This is a genomic window from Burkholderia sp. B10, from assembly GCF_004368385.1.
GTDB lineage: Bacteria > Pseudomonadota > Gammaproteobacteria > Burkholderiales > Burkholderiaceae > Burkholderia > Burkholderia vietnamiensis.
On the sequence record NZ_PQMX01000164.1, the window covers coordinates 1 to 1,528 of the forward strand.

At 62.8% G+C, this 1,528-nt stretch carries 1 protein-coding gene; it reads right to left on the reverse strand.

The genetic code is table 11. From position 1 onward, the window contains the following. Positions 1-43: 43 nt before the first annotated feature. Positions 44-1,279, reverse strand: a complete 1,236-nt coding sequence (locus C3Y15_RS31365) for an IS110 family transposase (RefSeq protein WP_059606722.1) — start codon at positions 1,277-1,279, stop codon at positions 44-46. Positions 1,280-1,528: the final 249 nt, after the last annotated feature.

Sequence of the window (1,528 nt, forward strand, 5' to 3'; positions counted from 1 at the left end):
ACGGATGAAATGCACAAGTCCCGCACCGCGCTTCGCTCGTTCGCTATGTTCGCGCCTGCGGCCACCGTATCGGCGCGCTGTCTGATTTGGGGCGCGACTGTTTCCACCGGTTAAACAGTCTCTGATAGGTTCGCTCAGACTGCTCGGCCACGGCTCGCTCTTGCTGACGCACACTCTTCAGACTGTAGGCCGCAGCCGAACCTTTGCGCGGGCCATGCTGCGCCGGCATTCCAGCCTGCAGTTCCAGCGCACGCAGTTTGTGCGCAGTCAACGCCGGGCGATCCCACGCGAACGGTTCACCGCGTGTCAGCACATACCATACGATTACTGCGAGTTTGCGAGCAGTCGCGACGGCGGCAATTTGCTGGCCGCGGCGATCGCGCACGCGCAGGAAGAAGGCGCGCAGCGGCCCGGGCGCTTGCGTTGCACCCCAAGCGGCTTCGACCAGCATCGCCCGAGCATAAGAGCGCCCGCGCTTGGTGATGTGACCATGCCTGGCCGGTGCCGGACCGGATTGATAGACTGATGGATTGAGACCGAAGTAGCTCACCAACTTCTCCGGATTCGGAAACCGCGCGATGTCGCCGATGGCCGATAGCAGTCCGATCGCCACTGTGGTGTTCACGCCAGTGATCGTTAGCATCACGCGCAATCGCGCATCGTCGATGGTCGCTTGCGCGAGCGCTTGCTCCACCTCGCGCAGATCGTCGCCGAGGCGGTCCAGTTCGCGCAGTCGCTGCTCAACACCCAGTCGTTCATCCAGTGGCAGCGGTTGAACACCGAGCCACGCACGCCCCTTCTTGCCAAAAAGATCGGTGGCGGGACACCGCTCGATCAGGTGTGCAATCAGGACTGCGTGAATCTCGTTCTTCAGCCGTGTACGTTGCCGCACCAGCTGTGAGCGGCGCGCGATCTGTCGACGCAACGCCAGCGTGTGCTCGTCCGGCATCCATACTTCCGGCAGAAAACCGCTCGCATACAGCTGTGCCAGCACGGCTGCATCGATCTTGTCCGTCTTGACGCGAGCCTCCGCGATCAGCCTAACTTGCAGCGGATTGGCAATCGCCACACGCGCGACATGCGCGCGCAAGACGTTGACGATGGCAGTGGTATTGCCGGTCGCTTCGAGTACCACATGATCGGTGGCACGCAGCTTTGCCGCAAAGCGCTCCAGTTCATCGCGTCGCAACCCGGTGCGGCCGCCTGCATGCAGCGTGCCATCCTCCAGGTACGCGATCTCGGCCACGGAGCGCGACACATCTAACCCTACGATTCGCATAACCGTCTCCCGTTTCAGATCACTGTTGGGAGCCGGTGGGACAGCACGACAACTACGGATTCGCGCTCGCAGCGCAACCGGGCGGGTCGCAGGGGCGGCCAACTACTAACACGAGCTCGCGGCTCATCGTATAGGAACGGCCTGCCCACCCGAAGTGCTCCCCAGTGCCCCATGTCCCGGATGGTCACACCATACGCTCAAACCGCTCGGCGCGGGAACGCGAGGCACCGGCTATATCATGCCGGTTAC

Bases quoted from the DNA above. Each gene is read 5' to 3' on its own strand.
- C3Y15_RS31365 (WP_059606722.1), bottom strand. From the start codon at position 1,279: ATGCGAATCGTAGGGTTAGATGTGTCGCGCTCCGTGGCCGAGATCGCG.